This window comes from Ideonella sp. FW305-24 (assembly GCF_058788035.1).
The window spans coordinates 1-1,640 of record NZ_JBYTAI010000041.1; the positions used below are offsets into that span (position 1 = coordinate 1).

The following is a 1,640-nucleotide window of genomic DNA, read 5'->3' on the forward strand; positions in this document are numbered from 1 at the left end:
GCAACGTGACCGCTGCGGCTCAAGGAATCAAATGACTGCTGTCGCTGCGCTTGAAATGGATTTTGCAGGGCCGACCACGTAGACACACGCGGCGAACGGGTCCAGCCCGAGTGCTTGCTGCACCAGGGCGGCCAGGCCGTTGATGTTGAGCCGGAAGTCCACTGGCGCGCGGTGCAGGTAGACCTTCAGGCCTTCGTCGAGCCGGAACACCGTAGCCTCCCGAGTGCCTCGATGACCTCGTTGACATGTCCGGTGTCGACACCGCGCAAATCAATCGACACGCCGTTGGGCAGTCGGGCCTGCAGGTGCAGCACCGCGAGCGTCCTGCCCGCCTCAGCCTCATGGGGCGGTCGTATCACTGGCACCGCCACAAATGCCGGCGCCGCTGGGCTCACCGCTGTGCGCTGGCGACCGCCGTGACCGTGCTCGCGCAACCAGCGCGTGATCTGGTTGGCGTTGATGCCGAACTCCCGTGCCAGGCGCGAAACCGACGCCCCTGGCTGCAGGCACAGCGCCACCAACTCCGACTTCGCCTGCTCGTCATACCGGCAGCGTCCGTCGCTCTTGCGCCCCAACACCAACCGGCGCTTGAGCTCTGCCATCTCATCCGTCATCTACGTTCCCACGTTCGTCTACGTGGGAACGTAGGCTGTCAGGTCACAGCCATCGGCTCAAGGACGGGGTCTATTGACCGCATACGACAAACGCGATGTGCTGGGCATGCTGATGTTGGGGCTGCTGGCCGGGTACCGGCGCTACGCCCACATCACCGCGCTGCGCGGCGACGCCGTGGCGGCGCAGGCGCTGGGCATGGCCAAGGTCGTCGGCGAGGATGCGCTGCGCCGGGCGCTCGAACGCATCGACGAGGCGGCCAGCGCGGCGTGGCTGCGCCCGTGCCTGCAGCACTCGGTGCGCGAGGCGCTGGATCGGCCATGGGTGCTGGCAGCAATTCAGCCGCCAGGATTGGAGCCGGCCAGACAGCCAGGGCTGCCAGATGGTCGAGGCCCAGTTCCAGCTGCACGGTTGGAGCACCAAGCGCCGCGTGGTCATCGTGCGCCAGCGCATTCGCGGCGGCATTGCCCGGGAGAGGCGCCTCGACGGCAAGCAACTGCGGCTGGATCTGGCCGGCCCGTGCGTGCACGAGGGCGACCGGCTGTGGGGGTACGCGATGCTGGTCACAGACGTGGCCTACCCGCTGGAGTCGGTCGGTCAGTTGTACAGCGACCGCGCCGACGCGGAGAACGCCTTCGACGAGCTGAAGAACCAATGGGGCTTGGGGGGCTTCACCACGCAGGACATCACCCGTTGCCAGACGGTGGCCCGAGCGTGTGCGCTGGTCTACAACTGGTGGAGTTGGTATTGCCGGGCGGCGCACCCGGCGGGCCGGCTGGAAGTCATCACCAGCCGCCCGCTGCTGCTGGCCGCGGTGGGCACGGCCGCCAGCCACGCCAACCAGACGACGCTGTACCTCACGCCGCTGCACGGCAAGGCCGACGTGCTCAAGCGGCTGATCGCCAACATCGGTGCGGCTTTGCAGCACGTCAAGGCAGCTGCGGAGCGTACGTAGTCGGCCCTGCAAAATCCATTTCAAGCGCAGCGACAGCAGTCATTTGATTCCTTGAGCCGCAGCGGTCACGTTG

Annotated in this window: 3 protein-coding genes; 1 reads left to right on the forward strand and 2 read right to left on the reverse strand. The window is 67.0% G+C overall.

The window, feature by feature from the left end; all coding sequences use genetic code 11:
- Positions 1–27: 27 nt before the first annotated feature.
- Both tnpB and tnpA read right to left on the reverse strand, forming a co-directional pair.
- Positions 28–210, reverse strand: a complete 183-nt coding sequence (gene tnpB / locus AC3WR5_RS33390; RefSeq protein WP_492490098.1) for an IS66 family insertion sequence element accessory protein TnpB — start codon at positions 208–210, stop codon at positions 28–30.
- Entirely contained in the window at positions 186–614 is a 429-nt protein-coding gene (tnpA, locus tag AC3WR5_RS33395) for an IS66-like element accessory protein TnpA (RefSeq protein WP_492490099.1), read from the reverse strand. Before tnpA ends, tnpB begins: the two co-directional genes overlap by 25 nt.
- Positions 615–994: 380 nt before the next feature.
- Between tnpA and AC3WR5_RS33400 the strand changes: the two genes are divergently transcribed.
- Entirely contained in the window at positions 995–1,567 is a 573-nt protein-coding gene (locus AC3WR5_RS33400) for a transposase (RefSeq protein ID WP_492490100.1), read from the forward strand.
- Positions 1,568–1,640: the final 73 nt, after the last annotated feature.

What these genes read in the sequence shown, in the direction of transcription:
- AC3WR5_RS33400 (WP_492490100.1), top strand. Translation starts at nt 995, where the DNA reads ATGGTCGAGGCCCAGTTCCAGCTGCACGGTTGGAGCACCAAGCGCCGC.
- tnpA (WP_492490099.1), bottom strand. Translation starts at nt 614, where the DNA reads ATGACGGATGAGATGGCAGAGCTCAAGCGCCGGTTGGTGTTGGGGCGC.